Source organism: Moraxella sp. K23 (assembly GCF_041154765.1).
Classification (GTDB): domain Bacteria; phylum Pseudomonadota; class Gammaproteobacteria; order Pseudomonadales; family Moraxellaceae; genus Faucicola; species Faucicola tetraodonis.
Map to the genome: position 1 here is coordinate 115198 of NZ_AP031595.1, position 20746 is coordinate 135943.

Here is a 20746-nt window from a genome sequence, read left to right on the forward strand (position 1 = left end):
TATCTAGCACAATGAATACAACATAATTGAATTTTTCAACTGATTGGCATATAGGATTTATCAGTGATCAGTATTTTTGATTTATTTAAAATTGGGATTGGACCTTCAAGTTCGCATACCGTCGGACCGATGAAAGCGGCGAATTTGTTCGTTAGCGCATTATCACAGCAGCAGCTACTGACGCAGGTGGATAGGGTGCAAGTCGAGCTGTTTGGTTCGCTCGGTGCGACCGGTAAAGGGCACGGTAGTGATATAGCGGTGATGCTAGGTTTGATGGGAGAGCAACCACAGACGACGGATGTCGCCGCTATTTCACAAAAAATTGCCGATATCCAAGCGCAAAACACGCTGTCTCTAAATCAGCAGCATGAAATTAACTTTGTTGCTGACAAGGATTTAATCCTAAATGGTAGGGTATCGCTGCCCCATCATCCCAATGCTTTGACTATCACTGCTTTTACAGGCAATGAAATTGTTTACCAAAATACGTATTATTCAATCGGCGGCGGGTTCGTGCAGACTGAGCAAGAAGCCCAAGCAAAAGAACCGGTGATTGAAAGCGTCAAAAAACCGGTACCTTATCCGTTTAACAACGCCAAAGAATTATTACAAATTTGCCAACACAATCAACTGTCAATCGCCCAAGTCGTTCGAGCCAATGAACTGGCTAACTTGAGTGAAGATGAGCTGCTGGGTGGGCTTAACGACATTTGGCAAGTCATGCAAGACTGTGTCAATGATGGTTGTCGCCACGATGGTATTTTGCCAGGGGGCTTACAAGTACAGCGCCGCGCCAAGGCGATTTATCAGCAGTTATCCGCTGCCGATAGCCGAAAAGCGTTTAATGATGCCCTTGCCGTGATGGATTGGGTGAATCTGTATGCGTTGGCAGTTAATGAAGAAAACGCCAGTGGCGGACGTGTGGTGACCGCACCCACCAATGGTGCGGCAGGCGTGATACCTGCGGTCATGCATTATTATCGAGATTTTTGTCCAAGTTATACGCTGCAAGGGTTACATGATTTTCTGCTAACCGCTGCGGCGATTGGTATCATTATCAAAGAAAACGCCAGCATTTCAGGCGCAGAAGTGGGCTGTCAAGGGGAAGTCGGATCGGCGTGTGCGATGGCGGCGGCAGGGTTAACCTATGTGCTTGGTGGTAGTCCTGCCCAATGTGCCAACGCTGCCGAAATTGGCATCGAACATCACCTTGGCATGACGTGTGACCCGATTGCAGGGTTGGTGCAAGTACCTTGTATCGAACGCAATGCCATGGCGGCAGTAAAAGCGATTAATGCCTCAAGGCTTGCGCTTAAAGGCAATGGACAACATGTGGTATCGCTTGATAAAGCCATCAAAACCATGAAAGAGACAGGCAGAGATATGATGTCAAAATATAAAGAAACCGCAATGGGCGGGCTTGCTATCAATGTCCTAGATGAGGATTTTGCCGCCCAGTCAAATCTGATTCCGACGCTGGATGTGACGGTCAATTACAGTCAGTGTTAGTGCTACAGTAAAAAAAACCGATTCGCCAAGGAATCGGTTTTTTTGTGCTTATCAATCAATCGCAGGCTGATAATCTCCTGTGATAATACGGTCTTTGATGTCATCGGCTTGTGCCAACACTTGAGACAATAACGCTTTGACATTGTCAAGCGTGGCGATGGGGCTTAACGTGGTCATTTTAAGCGATTGCACATCTTGGTGAGCATCCCCTTGCTTTTGGTAACTGACGCGCGTCACGCCGATGTTGGCTTCACCTTTGGCAAATAGCTCATCGGCGACATTTTGGTTCAAGTTATCAATCAACTCAGCCGGGTAGTCTTTGGGTACCACGCGAAATAGCACGGAGGCAAACTGTGGCTCTACCAACAATTCGAGTCCATCAGTCGCTTTGATGTAATCAGCGACTTCGCGTGTCAAATCAACGCCATGGTCAATCATCGAGCCGTATAATTCTTCGCCCAAGGCTTCCACCGTGAGCCATAATTTTAGCGCATCAAAACGGCGTGTGGTTTGTAGCGACTTAGAGACTAGGTTGGGTACGCCATGTTCTTCGTCATACGCAGAGTTTAAATACTCAGCTTCATAATGCATGAAGCGATAGTTAGCTTCATCTTTGAGCAAAAATGCCCCGCAAGAGATGCTTTGGAAGTAATGTTTATGGAAGTCGAGGGTGATAGAATCGGCTTGCTCAATGCCTGCAAGTTTATCGCGGTAGTTATTCGATAAAATCAGCGCACCGCCCCAAGCGGCATCAATATGAAGCCATGCACCGTACTCATGAGTAAGCTTACGAATCGCAGGGATTGGGTCAATCGCGCCCGCGTCGGTGGTGCCTGCGGTAGCGACCACACAGGCGATGATTTTGCCTTCGGCCTTCAGTTGCGCCATGGTGTGTTCAAGTGCAGCAACATCCATCTGCGCTTGGTCATTGACTGGCACAGTGACCACCGATTGAAAACCCATGCCCATCATTGCCATGTTTTTTTGCACGCTAAAATGCGCGTTTTCTGAGCAGATAACTTTCACTTTTTGCATGGCATCGGCTGGGATACCGTCACGCTGTACCGACCATTCTGACCCATCGTCATTTTTATAGTTTTTAGCGATACACCAATCACGGGCGAGTAACACGCCCATCAAGTTGGATTGGGTACCACCTGAGGTGAATACGCCCGCTTGTCCGCTACCAAAACCGACTTTTTGACGTAGCCAATCAATCAGTTGCACTTCCATCAGTGACCCTGCTGGGCTTTGATCCCAAGAGTCCATCGATTGGTTGGTGGCATTGATCAGCACTTCGGCGATTTGGCTTGTGACCATCGTTGGGCAATGCAAATGCGCAAGCGAATGTGGGTGATGCACCTTTAAGCTTTTATTAAGAAATAATTCGACTGAACGTTTTAACGCATCTTCCAAGCCAAGTCCTTCTTTTGATGGCTGAAAAGCAATCTCAGCGCGCAGCTGCTTGATACTACCGCCGGTGTACATTTTGTCGTTTTTGAGCCAGTCGGTGACGGCTTGCACGGCAGTGTTCATGTTTTTTTGGTAATCGGCAATGGATTGGCTGTCATTACAAAATAACGCTTGGCGGTGCTGTGATAAGTTTGACATGGTAAGTCCTTGCATTCTTTAAGATAGAGTTAACTATAAATTGTCATTAAACAGAGTGATACGAGCAAATGGTTAATTTATTTTACAAAATTACGCTTATACAGTTGATGATTTACAATATTGGCTTTGGCATCGTTTATATCCCAAATTTGCAATTCCCACGGATAATAAAAATTGCTCGCATTTTTAAAATACACATGCACACCGATATACCCGTCGATATCACGTAAATACCAATTTTTTAGACTGTAATCTGTTTTCCAATCATCCAGTTTTTCCATGATGTTTTTCACATCAGCCGATGGCAAAATTATCCGAGCACCAAAAATATCATTTAAAATATTATTGACTGGGTACTGGTTTTCTCGTGCCAAATAGCGATTGACTTTGTCATAGATGCTTTCAGCCGTTTTAACGCGGTAAAAAAAATCAATATTTTGGGTGTCGGCAAATGCCAAATAATCATTAATCGCTTCATGCAAATTAAGCCGATATGACAAGATAGGCTCAATAGGGACGGTTTTGAGCGTATGTGATAGGTTGATTTTTTGTACCTTGCCTGTTTCGAAATAATCTTGTGAATACTCACCATGAATCCGATTGATTTCTCGAATCAGGCGTTCGGTCTTGGCGATATTGGTTTCCATATTTTACTCAAAATGAAATAAACAGATAATAAAAACGGCAAAGCCACGTCAGTAACTTTACCGTCTTGATAGGCAATAATCAATTACCCACGTACTTTTTGCACGGCTTCAGCCACTGCCTTTTTAAAGCGTTCAAGCACCGCATCACATTCTTCTTGCGTGATGTTAATCGGGCAAAGCAAGCGAATCACTGTACCGCCACGACCGCCTTTTTCCAGCAGTAACTTGTTGTCAAAACACGCTCTTTGAATCGCGTTTGCCATGTCAATATCAGCAGGATACGAGCCGATACGGTCAGCAGGTTTACGCTCATCGACAATCTCAATACCGGTCATCAAGCCGCGACCGCGCACGTTACCGATACAAGGAAATTCTTGGGCGATTTTTCTGAGTTCATCACGCAAGAATTCACCACGGATGCGCGCATTTTCTGCCAAGTTTTTGCTGCGGATTTCATCCAATACTTGAATCGATGCTGCCATCGCTAGCTGATTGCCACGGAAAGTACCGGTGTGACCGGCTGGCGCCCATGCATCGAATTTTTTATTGATGGCAAGTACGCATAGTGGCAAACCACCCCCGACCGCTTTACTCATCACCACCACGTCAGGCACGATGTCGGCATGTTCAAAGGCAAACATTTTGCCTGAGCGCGCAAACCCAGCTTGCACTTCATCCAAAATCAATACGATATCATGCTTAGCGGTCACTTCACGGATTTTTTGTAGCCATTTTTTGGGCGCAGGGACGACACCGCCTTCACCTTGAATCGCTTCTAGGATGACCGCAGCAGGTTTGACCACGCCGCTTTCAACATCCTCAATAAAGTTTTCAAAGTAGTAAGTCAGCGCATCAACACCCGCTTCACCACCAAGCCCAAGTGGGCAGCGGTATTCATGCGGATAGGGCATAAACTGTACCCCTGGCATCAAATTGCCAACTTTCTCTTTGGCAGACAGATTGCCAGTCATGGCAAGCGCGCCATGGGTCATACCGTGATAACCACCGCTAAATGCGATAACGTTGTCACGCCCTGTATAAGTTTTTGCTAATTTAATTGCCGCTTCTGTACCGTCAGCACCGGTCGGACCGCAAAATTGCAATACAAAATCTTTTGGGAAAAAAGACAGTAAGGATTCGGTAAATGCATCTTTGACAGGTGTAGTGATATCTAGGGTGTGCAGTGGCAGACCACTTTGTAGCACATCGTATAAGGCTTGTTTGACGGCTGGGTGATTGTGACCCAAGGCTAATGTACCAGCACCGGCTAGGCAATCAAGGTAATCATTGCCTTCAACATCGGTGACCCAAATACCTTGGGCTTTAGCTATAGCTAGCGGTAGTTTGCGGGGATAACTACGAACATTAGATTCCATCGTGCTTTGACGAGTTAAGTAATATTCGTTAGTGGCATGAGAAATAGGGTGTACAGGGGTGTGAACGCTCATATCGGATTACCATCTCAGATAAGGGTTTAAGAAAATTTGCTTGTGGCTATCTTTCTCGAACTTGTGAATAAAATATCAGTCAGGATGACTAACACCAAAACAAAAACGTTATACCGCAAAACCCCAAAATGCCATGACACTGCACCCAAGACCTAACAATATAACGTTCAAAATTTATGGGGGCATAATACCCTTTTTTTGTGAAAAATACAGTCTTTTTTGCAAAAAATCGCCTCAATCTTTCAAATTGATAACACAGGCTATATTTTGCGATGGCAAAGGCAAAAAATCATGGCAAGCGGTGAGCAAGGTGAGTCATGAACGGCACAACACCACAAGTAAGCGTGAAAAGTTTGACAATCGTTGATAGTCTATGCGGTATATAAAACTCTGCAGTCACAATTTCAGTCACGATAATGATAAAAAAATTACCTAGTTAATACCATGTTAATGAATTATTTGCTACAAAATAGCCAAGTGTCAGCACGCCCAATAATATCCAAGTACACCATCAGAATTTTATAAAAGCTAAATACTGCTGATTGAGAGCTTTACACGAATAAACATACAAAAGCTGATTCAAAAAATATAATCAATTACCTAGCAAAATAGACTGGCAAAAAAACTAGTAAAAAAATTAGCAAAAGAAACTGCCAAAAAAATTGCCAAAAAATCGGGATGGCTACATACGCAAAAATAACAAACCCTTCTAATGTTAGCATCATCCTTGCGTAGGCAAGGCATAGCGAATTTCTAGAAATAAGTTTAATAACATGCGTTAATTCTAGATAACACACTTACCAATAAACCTATAACAACTAGACGAGAAGCAACTTTATGCCACAAGCTCTAACACTCACTATCAATCAGCAACAACACACGTTGACGAATCTAGATGTACGCACCACGGTGCTGGATGTCTGTCGCAACCATCTTGGCTTGACAGGCAGCAAAAAAGGCTGTGACCACGGTCAGTGTGGCGCGTGTACCATGCTGATTAACGGTCAGCGGGTCAACAGCTGTCTGACCCTAGCGGTCATGCACGAAGGCGATAGCATCGAAACCATTGAAGGCATTGGCTCACCTGAAGCGCTTGATCCGATTCAACAAGCGTTTTTGGAACATGACGCCTTTCAATGTGGTTATTGTACCCCTGGGCAAATTTGCTCGACTAAAGCGATGATTGAAGAGCTACGCCAAAACTGGGCAAGTCATGTGTCAGCTGATTTGATGCAGCCTTTATCAAGCGATACAGCACAATTTAAGCAACAATTAGATAAAGAAATCTCTGAGCGTATGAGTGGCAATATCTGTCGCTGCTCGGCATATCCCAACATCGTGCGAGCGATTAAACAGGTATTACAAGAAACAGGTTTTTCGGCCGAGACAGATAAGGTGACCGCTCAGACAGCAGCTACTCAGGCTACAGGAGTATCGCTATGAAAACTTTTGATTATCAGCGCGCCAACTCGGTGGATGACGCCATCAAAATAGCCACTTTAGCTGAGGGGGATTTGGCTGAGGCGCAGCGTCCGTTTTTTATCGCTGGGGGTACCAATTTACTTGACTTGATGAAACTCGAAATCGAACAGCCAACACAGCTGATTGATATTTCACGTTTGCCCCTTAATACAATTGAAGCCACGCCAGAAGGTGGGTTAAAAATCGGCGCTATGGTTAGTAATAGTGAATTAGCGGCTCACCCTGTTATTCGTCAAGATTATGCGGTGCTTGCCCGTGCCTTGTTGTCGGGTGCATCGCCGCAACTGCGTAACAAAGCCAGTACCGGTGGCAATCTACTACAGCGTACCCGTTGTTACTATTTTTATCAGCCTGATAGTCCGTGTAATAAGCGTGAGCCCAATTCTGGCTGCGGGGCAAAAGCAGGTCTTCATCAGAACTTAGCAATTTTAGGCACGAGCGAGCAGTGTATTGCCACCCATCCATCAGATATGGCGGTGGCAATGCGATTACTCGATGCTGTCATTGTTGTCCAGCAAGCGGACGGGCAAACCCGCCAAGTGCCTATCGCTGAATTTTATCGCTTACCTGAGCAAACCCCCCATATTGAAACTTGCTTAAATCTAGGTGATTTGATTACCCATATCATTCTACCGCCACCCTTAAAAGGCGTGCATAGCTATGACAAAGTGCGTGACCGTGCGTCGTATGCCTTTGCTTTAGTGTCCGTCGCTGCCGTGATTGAGCATGATAATGATACACTCACCAATGTGCGACTTGCATTTGGCGGTATTGGCAGTCAGCCTTGGCGAAATGACGAAATTGAAAAAATACTGATTGGTAGCACGGGCGATGCCGTGAGTATTGAGCTTGCGGTGGCGACCCTATTCAAAGAAGCAAAAACCGATGAACAAACCGAGTACAAGACCGTGCTAGTACAGCGTCTTTTACACCATGTTGTGCAACGAGCATTACAACAACCCAATCAATCAAGTCCTTTAAGTAGTGGAGTGAGTGCATGAGCCTAACACAAATTTTTGGCGAATCGCCCCTTGAAAAAAAACTGACCATGGACAAGCCTATCGAGTCACGGCTAGATACGACTGATAGCAAGCTCGTTGGCAAACCACTGAGCCGTATCGAAGGACACCTAAAAGTCGCAGGCAAAGCCACATATACTGCCGAAAACCAATTTGACGACTTGTGTCATGGGGTGATGGTCGGTGCAACCATTGGTAAAGGCAAGGTAAAAAAAGTACATAAAGATACCGCCTTACAAGTTGCAGGTGTGATTGGGGTATTTCATGACCCATTGTTTTTACGCAACCCGCAACAAGGGGGTGTCAAAATGGCGCCTGTGCAAGGGGCAAGCGAGGTCTTTTATCATGGTCAGCCAATTGCTTTGGTGGTCGCAGAAACCCTAGAAGCGGCTCAAGAAGGCGCGAAGGCATTACAGATTGACTATGAAAATGATGAAAAACACGGGCATTTTGACTTTAACAAGCAAAAAAAGCATACCCAGTTTATTGATTGGGTAACCGATAAAAGTGACGACATTGGCAAACCTGAAAAAACGCTTAAGCAATCAGAGGTCAAAGTCGATTTGACTTATACCACGCCAAGCCAAAGTAACATGCCGATGGAACCGCACAGTTCGTTGGCGCGTTGGTTTGAAGGTAAGCTAACCCTTCATACTTCTAACCAAATGCTTGCCTCTTCCAAAATACAACTTGCCAGAGCCTTAGATATACCGGAAGACGATGTCCGTTTGCTATCGCCCTATGTTGGTGGCGGGTTTGGCTCAAAACTGGGTATTTCGCCAGAGTCAGTGATGGCAGCCATTGCGGCTAAAGACTTAAAACGCCCGGTACTTGTGAACATGACCCGACCGCAAGTCATGGAAACTACTGTGAGACGCACCAACACCGAACAACGGGTGGCATTGGGGGCGGATAAAGATGGTAAAATCCATACCATTATTCATAATAGCATTGTCACCAATTTACCGTCAGAAACGTTTTTTGAGCCAGTGGCGGTCTCTACCCACTTTTTATATGGCGGTGACAATCGCCAAATCAAATACGAAATGGCGCGCATGAATTTTACCTTAACAGGCTCTATGCGTGCCCCTGGCGAGGCGGTGGGTCAGTTGGCACTCGAATGTGCGATGGACGAACTGGCGCATGCACTAAAGCTGTGCCCAATCGAACTGCGAAAACGTAATGAACCGAGCGAAGACCCGAGCAAAAAAATTCCCTACAGCACCCGAAAATTGCTGGCGTGTATGGAGCAAGGGGCAAAAGCCTTTGGGTGGGATGAACGCCCACAAACGCCCGCAAGTCGCCTTGATGGTGATTGGCTGATTGGCTATGGGATGGCGTGCGCCGCACGTAGCAATGAATTAAAACCCTCGCAAGCCCGTGTGAGCTTGTTGCCCTCTGACAAACCGCTTGGGGTCATGGCTCGTATCGAAACTGACATGACTGATATCGGTACAGGTAGCTATACTATTTTTGCGCAGGTGGTTGCCGATATGCTGGGCTTACCGATTGACCATGTCGAGGTCAAACTTGGCGATACCGATTTGCCGCCGGCTGCAGGGTCAGGCGGTAGCTGGGGAGCTTCAAGTGCTGGTAGTTCTATTTATCTAGCGTGTGAAGCGCTACGAGAAAAGATTGCCCAAAGTGTGGGACTACATGCCGATAGCATTGGCTTTAAACAAGGCAATCTATATAGACAATTTGAGCATGACCCTAGCCTAGCTGAAAAAATTGGCGAAAAAATTAACCACACGTTAACCGATACGTTGGATAAACTAGCAGAAAAAACAGGGTTTAATTCTGAGGTCTCTATGGACCACCAAGATAATGTACTCGATTGGGAACAAGTCGATACCCAGTTACCGCTGAGCAGTTTTTTGCAGCAATATGCCCCTCATGGCTTGGTAGCTAATGGTGAAATCGAACCTGGTAAAACCAAAAAAGAATACCGCCATGCAGGCTATGGCGCACAGTTCGCTGAAGTCGCGGTACACCGGGTAACGGGTGAAATTCGGGTTCGCCGTATGCAAGGCACATTTGCTGCAGGGCGTATTTTAAATGAAAAAACAGCGCGCTCGCAGTGCTTTGGTGGGATGGTGTTTGGTATAGGGGCAGCCTTGATGGAGCAAATTCACCATGATAAACGTGACGGTCGTCTATGTAATCATGATTTAGCCGAATATCAAGTGTGTGTGAATGCCGATGTGCCTGACTTAGAGGTAATAATGTTACCCGAAACTGACCCCTATGCCAACCCGCTCCACAGCAAAGGCATAGGCGAATTGGCATTATCAGGGGCAGGGGCAGCCATTGCCAATGCAATTTTTAATGCCACAGGCGTTAGAGTACGAGACTACCCCATTACTTTGGATAAACTGCTGTACCAGTTGCCATTACTGTAATCGGGTACACTGTCATTTGCTATGAACCATTTGTTTGATATTTTTGATACCCTTGAGCAGTTACCGCCCAACAGTGAGGCGGTACTAGCCACAGTGGTGAGTGTCGAAGGGTCAGCCTATCGGCAACCTGGTGCTAGAATGTTGATTTTAGCCAATGGTCAATCCATAGGCATGGTGAGTGGCGGTTGTCTTGAAAAACACTTGGTTCAGCGAGCCTTCTGGCTCACGCGAGATGGGGCAACGCTCAAAACCTATCATACCGCAACCGATAGTCAGTTATCACAAGATGGGGTAGCTGATGACAGTGATGAACAAGAAGGCTTTGGGCTCGGCTGTCAAGGCGTCATTCAAGTATTATTTGAACGTCTGGTTTTGAATGAGCAATCTGTATTATTTGCCTGTTTTCAGCAATTAAAACAGACAAAGCAACAACAAACACTGGCTACAGTTATCGCCTCAAACTCAGATGAGTTTGTGGTTGGACAGCATCTGCCTTTGACACAGTTGTCGCAATTGGGTCAACAAGACTGGCAATTGGTTAATCAAAGCGCTGCCAGCCGTAAAAGTCGATTTATGCTGCATGTTTATCAAAAACAATCGCAACAACTAAGCATCTTTATAGAAACGCTACAACCACCGCTACAATTATTAATTTTTGGCGCGGGGCAAGATTGTTTACCTTTGATGACCATGGCAAATTTGCAAGGCTGGCAGGTGACGGTGATTGATAGTCGTTTGGATGTGATTACCCGTTGTCGCGGGCAGGCTCACGCCAATTTTGTACAGATTGCCCTTGAAAAAGCCGAGTCTGTACAGACTTTTTTTGAGTCACCGCAGCCGACCGCTGTGGTGATAATGACCCATAGTCTGAGTCAAGACAGAGTATGGCTCAGCCAAGCCTTTAAAGCCCAAAACTCGCCTTTTTTTATTGGGCAATTAGGGCCCACATATCGTACTGAGCAGTTGCTTAGTGAGATTGACGATGGTTATCAACTGGTGAAATCTGCTAATTTGTTCTATCCTGTGGGTTTAGCGCTCGGTGGTGATACGCCCGAAGCGGTGGCTTTATCTATCACTGCCCAAATTCAACAGGTATATCATGAGCGTCACGCCTAGTAATTTAATCGTGGTGATTTTGGCGGCAGGATTGAGCCAGCGTCTTGGTTTTGCCAAGCAGCTGATTGTAAAAAATCATCAAACCTTGCTGGCTGAAAAAATTCAACTGGCACGCCAATTGCACCCTTATCAAGTGTTGGTGGTTTTGCCAAAACTTGATAACCCAATATCTAAAGCGTTATACAACGAAGTTGCACCATTTGCCGTCACAGTCGTCGATAATCCAACGCCGCAAACAGGGATGGCACAATCGATTCAGTATGCAATGACAACCTTACAACAACAGTCAGTAAGTGCTACGATGCGGATTTTGTTTTTGACTGTTGACCAAGTGGCGGTAACCCTCGATGATTTGACGCTATTAAGCCAAAATGTTGAGGACAATCAGCTGATTGTGAGTGAGTATGGTGATAACAATCAACCAATTTGGGGGATTCCCGTCAATTTACCTTGGGGTTTTTTGCGAGCATTTGGTCATCAGTTGCAAGGCGATAAAGGTTTTCGGGCGTTATGGCAACATCAAACCGCTATCGTTTCGCCCACCGACCGCACGGTTTATCAGCTTTATCCGATACCGCTGCCGCATTTAGGCCAAGATATTGATACCTTAGAACAATTTGAGCAGCTAAAAACAGCCTATCAGCTTTTGCCGCCGACCCAACATTTTAATTGAGATGATGATGATTTCTGTCAATGAACTAAAACAAGCGATTAATGATCGCCTAGAGAACTATTTAACGTCGCGTCTAGGCGAGGTAAAGACGATAACAGTGGGTTTGTTAGAGGCGCAAAACCACATTTTAGCCCAAGATATTGCCGCATCCTTTGATATTCCCCGCCAAAATCTATCATCCATGGATGGTTTTGCGATTGCTACGGGTAGCTATCTTGACCACGATAGCCAACTTGAAATCATCGGTGAATCGGGGGCAGGTAAACCTTTTAACGGTCGTTTGCGACCCAATCAAGGCGTGCGAATTTTTACCGGCGCGGTGGTGCCAAATGACTGCGACACGGTGGTAATGCAGGAAGACACCAACCTTAGCGACATTCAGCACAGCTTGGATAATAGCCACGCCTATCACATTCGCTTGATCCAAACCGCTAAAGTGGGCGCAAATATTCGCAGCCAAGGCGAGGAAGTGCAAGCAGGCGAAACTGTTTTAACGATTGGTAAACGCCTAAACCCCAGTGATATCAGCTTACTTGCCAATTTAGGCGTGGATAGCGTTCCGGTATTTCAGCCACTCACGGTTGGTATTATTGCCACCGGCGATGAGCTAGTTGACGTGGGGCAACCGCTGGCAACGCTCGCCCAAATTTATAATTCCAACACGCCCACGCTAAAAGCGTTATTAAAGCAGTTGCCGATTGCGATTCAAGATTATGGCATTGTCCCTGACAACCTTGAGACCACTCGCTGTACTGTTCAGCAAGCGATAGCCGAATGTGATGTGATTATTTCTACGGCGGGTGTATCGGTGGGCGATTATGATTTTTTAACCCAAGTTATTCAGGCGCTTGGTAAAATTCACCATTACAAAGTGGCAATGAAACCAGGTAAACCCTTTATATTTGGGGAATTTGCGCAAGATAAAAAAACGGTCATGTATTTTGGGTTGCCCGGTAATCCGCTATCTACCGTGGTATGCTGCCTTAATTTTGTCCAACCTGCGCTGTGGCAACTATCGGGCGTGATACAATCAGATATCCCAAAACCGCTGCAACTGTTTGCCAAAACCACCCACGACATCAAAAAGCGAGCAGGACGCCAAGATTATCAGCGAGCGGTTTTTTGCCAACATGAAGACGGCAGTTTTAGCGTAACCCCTTTATCTGCCCAAGACTCCCACCGTGTAAAACAGCTTAGCCACGCCAATTGCTTGCTTGTATTACCCCAAGACAATGCAGGGGTAAAAGCAGGCGAAATAGTGACAGTGCAGCCGTTTAGTTGGAATTTTAGCTAACGATGACTCCGCAACCTTCTTCATTAAACTTGGTGGACAATTTCCATCGCCAGTTAAGCTATTTACGCCTGTCGATTACCGATTTTTGTAACTTTCGCTGTGATTACTGTTTGCCCAATGGCTATACTGCCAACGCGGGTAAACGCCCTGACAACGAACTTTCTGTATCCGAAATCGATGTTTTAATACAAGCCTTTGCCAAATTGGGTACCACCAAAGTGCGGCTGACGGGGGGTGAGCCATCGATTCGACAAGATTTACCGCGCATCATCGAACTTGCCAAACAGACCCAAGGCATCCAAACTGTGGCGATTAGCTCCAACGGCTATCGGCTTGCCAAGCATTTATCCGACTGGCAAACATCAGGGCTAAATCAGCTTAACATCAGTATCGACAGCTTTGACCCCACCGTTTTTAAACAAATCACCGGCTTTGATATATTGCCAACGCTGTTAAAAGACATCGATACATTGCTAGCAACCACCGATATTAAGCTAAAACTCAACGGTATTTTGATGGCAGACACCGCCTTTGATAACTTGCAATCTGTGTTAAGTTTTGTCAAAAATCGCCCTGTTACTTACCGTTTTATTGAGTTTATGCAAACCTCGGATAATAAAGCTTTATTTTTTGCCCAACATAGCAGTGGTCAGCGTATCAAAGATTTTTTATTACAAAATGGTTGGCAATCGCAACGTCGAGCAAGCGATGCAGGCCCTGCGATTGAATATCGCCATGCCGATTATGTCGGTGGTATTGGGCTGATTGAGCCTTATGCCCCGCAGTTCTGCGACAGTTGTAATCGCCTGCGAGTGAGTAGCCAAGGCAAGGTACATTTGTGTTTATTTGATAATGGCAGTTATGATGTGCGTGCGTTTTTGGCAAATGGCGATGTCGATGGATTGGTTCATGCCTTGCAAAGCTTAATGCCGATTAAGCCCGAGCATCATTTACTCAAGCAAAACGACAGTGGTATCATGGCGAATTTGTCGATGATTGGCGGCTAATCGATGGCAGGTTTTTTTAAAATATAAAATAGGCAAATTTAGGACAAATTTACTCATCCAAGCGCCGCTTGATAAGCGTATATGTTGATGTAATTTTGTGCCACATTTGAGGGGTGAAAATCCAAAACATGACAACACAATTAACTCCCTTAGACCTGACACATTTAGACGCACACGGCGATATCGCCATGGTCGATGTGTCGGGCAAAGCGATAACCCAACGCACCGCCACCGCCGTAGGGCAAGTCATTTTCCCTAGCGATAGTTACCAAGTGATAAAATCCGCCGATGGTATCACCAAAAAAGGTTCAATCACCCAGACCGCGCATATCGCAGGGATCATGGCAAGCAAACGCACCCACGAGCTGATTCCGCTTTGCCACCAGCTGCCACTCGATGGGGTAAAAATCGGCTTTGAGTATGATGATAACAACTGCTCAATCCACGTCACTGCCACTGTCAAAGTCACCCACAAAACAGGCGTGGAAATGGAAGCCTTAACCGCTGTGTCGGTGGCTTGCCTAACGATTTACGACATGACCAAAGCATTATCTCACGACATCACCATCAGCGATATCAAGCTACTCACCAAAACAGGGGGCAAATCCGACTATGCCAACACCTAGCGCGTCTGAGAAAAATTTAGCCATCTTATACTTTGCAAGCCTTGCTGAACAAGCAGGGAAAGACGAAGAAACGATCCGCTTTGACGGTGATAACTTGACCGAGCTTTACCAAACGTTAAGCGCACACTACGGGTTTAAACTCGCCCAAACCAAACTTGCTGTGGCAATCAATCACCATATTACCAACTGGCAAACGCCGCTTCAAGATGGTGATATCGTCGCCTTTATTCCGCCTGTAGCAGGTGGTTGAATATCACGTACGCCCTTTAAACAATATAGAGAAAACCATGAATGCATTGCATAAAGGCTCAGCCACCATTAGCATCAGTGAAGACCAAGCCTACCAAACCGTGATTACTAGCGGCTTTGCGTTAATTGACCGAGCCATTGACGACAGACGGCTTAAACACACCTTAATGAGCGATACTTGCGGGGCGTTAGCGACATTTGAAGGCTGGGTACGTAATCACAATAACGCTCGCCCTGTTAGCAAACTCACTTATTACGGCTACGAGCAACTGGCACTCAATCAAGGCAAAAAACTGGTTGAACAAGCCAAAGCCCAGTTTGATATCGAAAACGCCATTGCCATACACCGTGTTGGCGACCTTGCGATTGGTGAGATGGCGGTGTGGATTGGGGTGGTGGCTGCCCACCGTTATCCTGCATTTGATGCGTGTCGTTGGCTACTAGATGCGATTAAAGCGGATATCCCTGTGTGGAAACAAGAATTTTATGCCGACAGCACTGAGAGTCTGTGGCTTTCTAATAATGGTTAATACTCTAGTAATGGTTAACAAGCAATGACAACTACCCTATTAAGCGTGCTGTTTTTTATTTCTGCCTTGCTCTATTCATCAGTCGGGCATGGCGGTGCATCGGGCTATCTTGCGATGATGGGGTTAGTCGGCGTTGCGCCAAGTATGATGAAACCTACTGCGCTATGTCTTAATATTTTGGTGTCCATCATTGCATTTTGGCGATTTTATTCCGCAAAAAACTTTTCTTGGCAAATTTTTATTCCCCTTGCTATAACTGCGATACCGATGGCGTTTATCGGGGGGATGACCCATTTGCCCAGTCATTTATATAAGCCGATTGTTGGGATGGTACTGATTTTTTCGGCCATTTATTCATTTATTTTTGCCAAAAAACTCACCAGCGAGCAACCATTAAAACAGGTGTCAAAATGGTTTTTGGCAATCGTGGGGGCGGTTTTAGGGTTGCTGTCGGGATTGACGGGGGTGGGCGGTGGTGTGTTTTTAAGTCCAATTTTATTATTTAACCGTTGGGCAAGCCCTAAAGTTGTCGCAGGCGTAGCGTCGGGGTTTATTTTGGTGAATTCAATTTCAGGCTTGTTTGGTGTGTTATCGACAGGGGCGAAACTGCCAAATCAACTACCAATCTGGCTTGTAGCGGTGTGTGTAGGGGGTTTTATTGGCGCAACTTATGGTAGCAAACGCCTTGCCGACCCCATGCTCAATAAATTATTATCTCTTGTATTAGTCATTGCAGGGCTGAAAATGCTGGCAAATTTTTGACGCTTAGGTAGACCCCAACCGCTGGCTCTAGCACCAACTTAAAAAATGCGATAAATTGCAACATCCAATCATTTTAAAGCTTAAGCTATAAAAAAAACCCATTGCAGGGGAACATTTATACATAACAACAGAAAACATAAAATTACTTTAGATTGCTAAAACCCTTGATACAATCCTATTTCATGCTATTATACTAACTATAGTTATGCAAAGTTATTTGTTGTTAGCATCAAAAAATGGCTACCAAAATGGCTACCAAAAATTATAGGTTAAATTGGGTATCAAGGGTTAAATTATGGCTAAAGTATCAATTGCAAATGTTAGTCAGATAGAACGGCATATCAAAGAAAGTATTGCTACTAATCAAGAGTTAATCTTACCGATTGCAGGTTTTAAGGGTTTAGAGATTAGAATAAGACCCTCACAGAAAACCGATAAAGCAACCACAGATTTTAGACACCGTTACACGCACCCTATCACAGGCAAACGCCCTTATTTATCATTAGGCAATTATCCAGCCTTCTCACTTGCCCAAGCCAAACAAGCCTATACCGATAATCTAGTGTTATTAGAGCAGGGCATTGACCCTAAAGAACATAGAGAGCAGGAACGAGAGCAAAAAGCCCATTCATTAGATAGTACATTCAAAGCAGTAGCAGATGATTGGTTGGCAGAGCAAACTAATAACCCCGACCACGTTTTAGCAGAGCAAACTTTGAAAAATTGGGGATTTTTACTTGAGCCTTTACTCAATGAATTTGCAGAAACGCCAATAGATACTATTACCACCCCTCAAGTATTAAGGCTACTCAAACAGGTACAAAAAACGCATATCCAAAAGGGCAACCGAGTAAAAGGCATTGCAAGCCGAATCTTTGCCCATGCGGTTATTAATGGCTTAATAGAGCATAACCCAGTCACTGCAGTAAAAGAGGCTAGAGCCTTAAAACCAACGCGCCAAAAACACCACCCCGCTATTATTGAGCCTCAAGAATTAGCCTTGTTATTGAATGAGATTGATAGCTTACCTAGTGGAAGTGGCAACTTTAACAAAGAGATTCTACAGTTATTAGCCCTGACCTTTGCCCGCATTGGCGATATTTGTACTATGAAATGGGCAGAGATAGATATGAGCGCAAAGCAATGGGAATTTGAGCCACAAAAAGGCGTTAATCGTAATGATATGGTAGATAGCTTAGTGATTCCACTAGCACCGCAAACAATCGCTATATTAGAGCGTATGCGAGAAATAACAGGCAGTATGGAATACGTTTTTTTCAATGGCAGACGAAAAGCCAAACCTTATGCAGATGGGCAACAGGTTAATAAATTGCTCAATAGTCAGTCTATGAACAAGGCAAAGATTGGCAAAGATTTTTGCAATAGGGGTTATTTTGGCGTACATAGCCCGCATGGATTTAGAGCAACAGCTAGAACCATATTAGAGGAACGCCTTAATTATGATTATCGCCTTATCGAGATGCAGTTAGGACACAATGTAAGAGATAGCAACGGCAGGGCATACAACCGCGTTAAGTGGCTCGATAAACGCCATAAAATGATGACAGATTGGGCTAATTATTTAGACAAGCTGAAGGCGGGCAAGGTGGATAATGTGATTTACTTTGATAAGGTCAAAGACAAATTACAGGCAAATGAAAAATAACTACTTAGGAAAATTGCTAAAGTTGCTAAAGTTAGCCCAAACCTAGACAGGTCAAGGGCTAGAGATTAGCAGGCAGTTGCTAAAGTATTGCTAAAGTTGCTAAAGAACTGCTAAAGATAAAAAATTGATGTAATAACAGTTTTGCAAGGCTAGGAAGTCATGAGCCGAAAGGCGGGAATAATCGCACCAAGCCCGCCACCGCCTTGCACCCTCTTTGAATTGGTGCGTATGGTGCGAGAAATGGAAAATAATGAAAAGTCATTAAATGAGATTAATTCAGACATAGTAAAATCATTGGAAAGGTTTATTGCGCGTTCGCACACTCTACCAATGGATATTGCCACCCCAAAAGGTGATTTTGATAACAATATTTTTGAAGCTAGAAACCTATATTTAACGAATGTAAATAATTTCTTATGGGGCTTTTTTAGTAGAAATCAGATTGATGATAAATTAGAAGATTTCTATTTATTGAGTAAGCAATACAATAATTTAATTCAAAAAGCACTTGATGAAACTCAAGCCAAATACACCCCGCCAGATAATTTTGATAATACTGATATCAATGTATATATCTATGCCTTAATTTTTAAATGTTTAGCTGATTTTGCCTTCCGAAACGAACATTATTTCATTGCCTTAGACCTTATGCACAAGTCAATTCAATATGAGACCTCTTACCGTACTTACAATGGCTTAACTATTCCTACAATTAAGAATAGAACAAAAAAAGAAGTAAATTCTAAACGCGGGAAGAAATCAACAATTACCAGATACGGTGACAGAGTAGAACAACAAAAAAAATATTATTTAGGAGTCTATGATAGAAAAATGGAAAAAGCACAATTAGAAAAGTTAAAAGCACCTACTAGGAAGGCTGTAGCAAAATGGATTTACAATAATGAATTTTCAAAATTTAGTGTTGATGAAGATACCATTCTTAGACACCTAAGCAAGGCATTAAAGGAAAGGAAAAATAGCGTTTAGAATGTAAATACCAGCGTTTACATTCTAAGATTATTCAAGATACGTAAGCTAAAACCTAAACTTTGCATTAACTAACAACTGCTAACTATAGCTAAGGAGTTAATGCAATGGCAGACAAAACCCAAAACCCCGCAACACCTGAAAAGCTAGTCACATTCACAGACCTAGCGAATGACCCCGCAGGCATTACCCCGCGCCTGACCCTTGCCCGCCTGACAAATAAGCACCCTATCACAATTACAAGATGGGTGAGAAAGGGCTTATTGCCTAAACCCCTGACTATCAACAAAACCCAGTATTTTAGAAATTCTGACATATTGGCGTTTATCAACAGTCAATCAGCATAAGGGGGCAGGCATGAACAACAAGCAATCAAACCAAATTACCCACGCTGATGCAGTCATGGCAGAACTAGCCAAAGGCAGACATATAAGCTATCGAGAAATGATTATCGAGCTAGGTATCAATCACCCTAAAGACATCATTTTGAAATTGCGCAAAGCAGGACAACCCATTGAGCGTTACCGAGTTAATCACGCTAACGGCAAGCACCACTACAATTTTTATTTAGCATAGGAAAAACTGTATGAATGAGCCAATAAACCCAGCGCTTTTCACTGAATTTGATAAGCTCAAAAGTATCGTAGAAAAGCATGGCGAGGACAGCGACCAAGCCATTAACCAGTTTATGAAAGTATTTGAGCTATCACCCGAGTATATCAAGCAAGAAGCCCACGCAAAGGCTAAAGAACTGGACTTGCTACCACCTACAAGCGGTTACAGTGATGATGGTGAACCGCTTTATAGTGTCGCTGATGTTGCTAATCATTTTGGGGTAAGTGAAAGCGAAGTTATTGCCCAGCTAGGCAACTTAGAATACGGCAGCGATTACATTTATCACGGCAATATTAACCGCATACAGTGAGCCACCTATGAACCAGTGTAATGACACCAACAACGATTTTTACGCCCTCTTTGCTGATGGTGAATTAATCGTTAGCAAAGAATTAGGGTTTTTGCATACGTTAGCTTTTGCAGAAAACGCAGCCGAATTACTTAGAGCCGTTAACCCTAATAAATTCATTCTCATTCAACGAGCCATTATTGCAGGTGACACTGTAACAGGCTATGAAAACGTGATGTAAGGGGCTTTACTATGAACCAGTATAAAGACACTACCCACAAACCAAACACGCTAAAAACGCAAAATAAACGGCATAGCGAGCGTTTTATAAATGCTTTATTAGATTGTTTGTTAGTGGCGGGCATGATGTTGTTTTCATTGTTGGTAGTAACAAGTTATCAACCAGCATAAAGAAAGGCTTGCCAAGTTATTACACCTCACAAGCCAAAATCACCCATTTAAAAGAGTATCTTATCATGAAAAATCAAAACAATACCCAAGCCGAACTACAAAGCCAAATTGATAGCTTAAACAGTGACGTTTACGACAATCTAACCTTGCATAGTAGCCATTTAGAAATGCTATTCAAAATGGTAAGAACTGCTATTGATGATTTAACCAACGATAACGCACCCCATCACGCCATTTCACAGGCTAAACAATCGTTACTCATTGCCCAATACTTAATTGATGAATTTGATTATTGTATTCAAAGCATGATTGAAGCCCACCCATTGTATAAAGCGGAGGGCAAAGTTTGAATAAAACCAACGATAACAGCAGTAAAAATAAGGCGCGTCATGCGCTTTATTTG

Annotated in this window: 22 protein-coding genes; 19 read left to right on the plus strand and 3 right to left on the minus strand. The window is 44.2% G+C overall.

The features are described 5' to 3' along the window. Positions 1-63: 63 nt before the first annotated feature. Positions 64-1509: an L-serine ammonia-lyase gene (locus ACAM37_RS00525; RefSeq protein ID WP_201665058.1), complete on the plus strand. Its 1446-nt coding sequence runs from the start codon at positions 64-66 to the stop codon at positions 1507-1509. A gap of 51 nt (positions 1510-1560) precedes the next feature. Here the strand turns inward: ACAM37_RS00525 and ACAM37_RS00530 are convergent, their stop codons facing one another. The 3 genes from ACAM37_RS00530 to ACAM37_RS00540 form a co-directional block, all read right to left on the minus strand. Beyond that, entirely contained in the window at positions 1561-3120 is a 1560-nt protein-coding gene (locus tag ACAM37_RS00530; protein ID WP_369626285.1) for a pyridoxal phosphate-dependent decarboxylase family protein, read from the minus strand. 77 nt (positions 3121-3197) lie between these two features. Then, positions 3198-3767 carry a nucleotidyltransferase family protein gene (locus tag ACAM37_RS00535; RefSeq protein ID WP_007117375.1) on the minus strand — a complete coding sequence of 190 codons (570 nt, stop codon included), beginning with the start codon at positions 3765-3767 and terminating at the stop codon, positions 3198-3200. Positions 3768-3850: 83 nt separating this feature from the next. Beyond that, positions 3851-5215, minus strand: a complete 1365-nt coding sequence (locus ACAM37_RS00540) for a diaminobutyrate--2-oxoglutarate transaminase (protein ID WP_369626286.1) — start codon at positions 5213-5215, stop codon at positions 3851-3853. 837 nt (positions 5216-6052) lie between these two features. Here ACAM37_RS00540 and ACAM37_RS00545 point away from each other — a divergent pair. The 18 genes from ACAM37_RS00545 to ACAM37_RS00630 all read left to right on the plus strand — a co-directional run bounded on the left by ACAM37_RS00545 (position 6053) and on the right by ACAM37_RS00630 (position 20693). Then, positions 6053-6658 carry a 2Fe-2S iron-sulfur cluster-binding protein gene (locus tag ACAM37_RS00545; RefSeq protein ID WP_369626287.1) on the plus strand — a complete coding sequence of 202 codons (606 nt, stop codon included), beginning with the start codon at positions 6053-6055 and terminating at the stop codon, positions 6656-6658. Next, positions 6655-7698 (plus strand): FAD binding domain-containing protein, encoded by a 1044-nt coding sequence (locus tag ACAM37_RS00550; protein ID WP_369626288.1) that lies wholly within the window; start codon positions 6655-6657, stop codon positions 7696-7698. The genes ACAM37_RS00545 and ACAM37_RS00550 overlap by 4 nt, the downstream gene beginning before the upstream one ends. Beyond that, entirely contained in the window at positions 7695-10118 is a 2424-nt protein-coding gene (locus ACAM37_RS00555) for a molybdopterin cofactor-binding domain-containing protein (RefSeq protein ID WP_369626289.1), read from the plus strand. The genes ACAM37_RS00550 and ACAM37_RS00555 overlap by 4 nt, the downstream gene beginning before the upstream one ends. A gap of 21 nt (positions 10119-10139) precedes the next feature. Further along, positions 10140-11234 (plus strand): XdhC family protein, encoded by a 1095-nt coding sequence (locus tag ACAM37_RS00560; RefSeq protein ID WP_369626290.1) that lies wholly within the window; start codon positions 10140-10142, stop codon positions 11232-11234. Next, a complete protein-coding gene (locus ACAM37_RS00565) occupies positions 11218-11907 on the plus strand; it encodes a nucleotidyltransferase family protein (protein ID WP_369626291.1) in 690 nt (229 codons plus the stop codon). The genes ACAM37_RS00560 and ACAM37_RS00565 overlap by 17 nt, the downstream gene beginning before the upstream one ends. Positions 11908-11914: 7 nt before the next feature. Next, the gene (locus ACAM37_RS00570) at positions 11915-13201 is read left to right on the plus strand and encodes a molybdopterin molybdotransferase MoeA (RefSeq protein WP_369626804.1); all 1287 of its coding nucleotides are present in this window, start codon (positions 11915-11917) and stop codon (positions 13199-13201) included. Between the two features lie 2 nt (positions 13202-13203). Continuing rightward, positions 13204-14208 (plus strand): GTP 3',8-cyclase MoaA, encoded by a 1005-nt coding sequence (moaA, locus tag ACAM37_RS00575; RefSeq protein WP_369626292.1) that lies wholly within the window; start codon positions 13204-13206, stop codon positions 14206-14208. A 128-nt stretch (positions 14209-14336) separates the two neighbouring features. After that, positions 14337-14834 carry a cyclic pyranopterin monophosphate synthase MoaC gene (moaC, locus tag ACAM37_RS00580; protein WP_096488343.1) on the plus strand — a complete coding sequence of 166 codons (498 nt, stop codon included), beginning with the start codon at positions 14337-14339 and terminating at the stop codon, positions 14832-14834. Continuing rightward, positions 14821-15084, plus strand: coding sequence for a molybdopterin converting factor subunit 1 (gene moaD, locus ACAM37_RS00585; RefSeq protein ID WP_050325208.1), 264 nt, complete (start codon positions 14821-14823; stop codon positions 15082-15084). The genes moaC and moaD overlap by 14 nt, the downstream gene beginning before the upstream one ends. A 37-nt stretch (positions 15085-15121) precedes the next feature. Next, positions 15122-15613, plus strand: a complete 492-nt coding sequence (locus tag ACAM37_RS00590; RefSeq protein WP_095356493.1) for a molybdenum cofactor biosynthesis protein MoaE — start codon at positions 15122-15124, stop codon at positions 15611-15613. Positions 15614-15637: 24 nt separating this feature from the next. Next, positions 15638-16375: a sulfite exporter TauE/SafE family protein gene (locus tag ACAM37_RS00595; protein WP_076775362.1), complete on the plus strand. Its 738-nt coding sequence runs from the start codon at positions 15638-15640 to the stop codon at positions 16373-16375. Between the two features lie 295 nt (positions 16376-16670). Further along, positions 16671-18041: a tyrosine-type recombinase/integrase gene (locus ACAM37_RS00600; protein WP_369626293.1), complete on the plus strand. Its 1371-nt coding sequence runs from the start codon at positions 16671-16673 to the stop codon at positions 18039-18041. Between the two features lie 159 nt (positions 18042-18200). Continuing rightward, entirely contained in the window at positions 18201-19028 is an 828-nt protein-coding gene (locus ACAM37_RS00605; protein WP_369626294.1) for a hypothetical protein, read from the plus strand. Positions 19029-19135: 107 nt separating this feature from the next. After that, positions 19136-19375 (plus strand): helix-turn-helix transcriptional regulator, encoded by a 240-nt coding sequence (locus ACAM37_RS00610; RefSeq protein WP_224053198.1) that lies wholly within the window; start codon positions 19136-19138, stop codon positions 19373-19375. Between the two features lie 10 nt (positions 19376-19385). After that, positions 19386-19604: a helix-turn-helix domain-containing protein gene (locus ACAM37_RS00615; RefSeq protein WP_138017888.1), complete on the plus strand. Its 219-nt coding sequence runs from the start codon at positions 19386-19388 to the stop codon at positions 19602-19604. Positions 19605-19614: 10 nt separating this feature from the next. Then, complete coding sequence (locus ACAM37_RS00620) at positions 19615-19953, plus strand: hypothetical protein (RefSeq protein ID WP_369626295.1); 339 nt, start codon at positions 19615-19617, stop codon at positions 19951-19953. A gap of 7 nt (positions 19954-19960) precedes the next feature. Further along, positions 19961-20173 (plus strand): hypothetical protein, encoded by a 213-nt coding sequence (locus ACAM37_RS00625; RefSeq protein ID WP_369626296.1) that lies wholly within the window; start codon positions 19961-19963, stop codon positions 20171-20173. 235 nt (positions 20174-20408) lie between these two features. Further along, on the plus strand, positions 20409-20693 hold the full coding sequence (locus tag ACAM37_RS00630) for a hypothetical protein (RefSeq protein WP_369626297.1): 285 nt from the start codon (positions 20409-20411) through the stop codon (positions 20691-20693). Positions 20694-20746: the final 53 nt, after the last annotated feature.

What these genes read in the sequence shown, in the direction of transcription:
- ACAM37_RS00530 (WP_369626285.1), bottom strand. Translation starts at nt 3,120, where the DNA reads ATGTCAAACTTATCACAGCACCGCCAAGCGTTATTTTGTAATGACAGC.
- ACAM37_RS00535 (WP_007117375.1), bottom strand. Translation starts at nt 3,767, where the DNA reads ATGGAAACCAATATCGCCAAGACCGAACGCCTGATTCGAGAAATCAAT.
- ACAM37_RS00540 (WP_369626286.1), bottom strand. Translation starts at nt 5,215, where the DNA reads ATGAGCGTTCACACCCCTGTACACCCTATTTCTCATGCCACTAACGAA.
- ACAM37_RS00545 (WP_369626287.1), top strand. Translation starts at nt 6,053, where the DNA reads ATGCCACAAGCTCTAACACTCACTATCAATCAGCAACAACACACGTTG.
- ACAM37_RS00550 (WP_369626288.1), top strand. Translation starts at nt 6,655, where the DNA reads ATGAAAACTTTTGATTATCAGCGCGCCAACTCGGTGGATGACGCCATC.
- ACAM37_RS00555 (WP_369626289.1), top strand. Translation starts at nt 7,695, where the DNA reads ATGAGCCTAACACAAATTTTTGGCGAATCGCCCCTTGAAAAAAAACTG.
- ACAM37_RS00560 (WP_369626290.1), top strand. Translation starts at nt 10,140, where the DNA reads ATGAACCATTTGTTTGATATTTTTGATACCCTTGAGCAGTTACCGCCC.
- ACAM37_RS00565 (WP_369626291.1), top strand. Translation starts at nt 11,218, where the DNA reads ATGAGCGTCACGCCTAGTAATTTAATCGTGGTGATTTTGGCGGCAGGA.
- ACAM37_RS00570 (WP_369626804.1), top strand. Translation starts at nt 11,915, where the DNA reads ATGATTTCTGTCAATGAACTAAAACAAGCGATTAATGATCGCCTAGAG.
- moaA (WP_369626292.1), top strand. Translation starts at nt 13,204, where the DNA reads ATGACTCCGCAACCTTCTTCATTAAACTTGGTGGACAATTTCCATCGC.
- moaC (WP_096488343.1), top strand. Translation starts at nt 14,337, where the DNA reads ATGACAACACAATTAACTCCCTTAGACCTGACACATTTAGACGCACAC.
- moaD (WP_050325208.1), top strand. Translation starts at nt 14,821, where the DNA reads ATGCCAACACCTAGCGCGTCTGAGAAAAATTTAGCCATCTTATACTTT.
- ACAM37_RS00590 (WP_095356493.1), top strand. Translation starts at nt 15,122, where the DNA reads ATGAATGCATTGCATAAAGGCTCAGCCACCATTAGCATCAGTGAAGAC.
- ACAM37_RS00595 (WP_076775362.1), top strand. Translation starts at nt 15,638, where the DNA reads ATGACAACTACCCTATTAAGCGTGCTGTTTTTTATTTCTGCCTTGCTC.
- ACAM37_RS00600 (WP_369626293.1), top strand. Translation starts at nt 16,671, where the DNA reads ATGGCTAAAGTATCAATTGCAAATGTTAGTCAGATAGAACGGCATATC.
- ACAM37_RS00605 (WP_369626294.1), top strand. Translation starts at nt 18,201, where the DNA reads ATGAGCCGAAAGGCGGGAATAATCGCACCAAGCCCGCCACCGCCTTGC.
- ACAM37_RS00610 (WP_224053198.1), top strand. Translation starts at nt 19,136, where the DNA reads ATGGCAGACAAAACCCAAAACCCCGCAACACCTGAAAAGCTAGTCACA.
- ACAM37_RS00615 (WP_138017888.1), top strand. Translation starts at nt 19,386, where the DNA reads ATGAACAACAAGCAATCAAACCAAATTACCCACGCTGATGCAGTCATG.
- ACAM37_RS00620 (WP_369626295.1), top strand. Translation starts at nt 19,615, where the DNA reads ATGAATGAGCCAATAAACCCAGCGCTTTTCACTGAATTTGATAAGCTC.
- ACAM37_RS00625 (WP_369626296.1), top strand. Translation starts at nt 19,961, where the DNA reads ATGAACCAGTGTAATGACACCAACAACGATTTTTACGCCCTCTTTGCT.
- ACAM37_RS00630 (WP_369626297.1), top strand. Translation starts at nt 20,409, where the DNA reads ATGAAAAATCAAAACAATACCCAAGCCGAACTACAAAGCCAAATTGAT.